General features: G+C 73.7%; 1 protein-coding gene. It reads left to right on the plus strand.

From position 1 onward, the window contains the following. The coding region (locus RYX56_RS25230; RefSeq protein WP_317124498.1) for a hypothetical protein at positions 1-236 on the plus strand (236 nt) is incomplete at both ends.

Raw genomic sequence — 236 nt, forward strand, 5'->3', positions numbered from 1 at the left:
GCGAGGGCGAAGGGCGCGGCGAGGTGGTGCGCCCCAGCCACCGCCTCGGCGAGCGCCCGCCGCGCTTCAACTGGCAGAGCCCGATTCTGCTCTCGCCGCACAACGCCGACATCTTCTACTTCGGGGCCGACCGGCTCTACCGCCCGTTCGACCAGGGCCGCACCTTCACGGCCATCTCGGGCGACCTCACGCGCGGCGGACGGACCGGCGACGTGCCCTACGGCACGCTCACGGCC

The sequence above is a fragment of the Alkalihalophilus lindianensis genome (assembly GCF_032843265.1).
Lineage (GTDB): Bacteria > Bacillota > Bacilli > Bacillales > Bacillaceae_D > Alkalihalophilus > Alkalihalophilus lindianensis.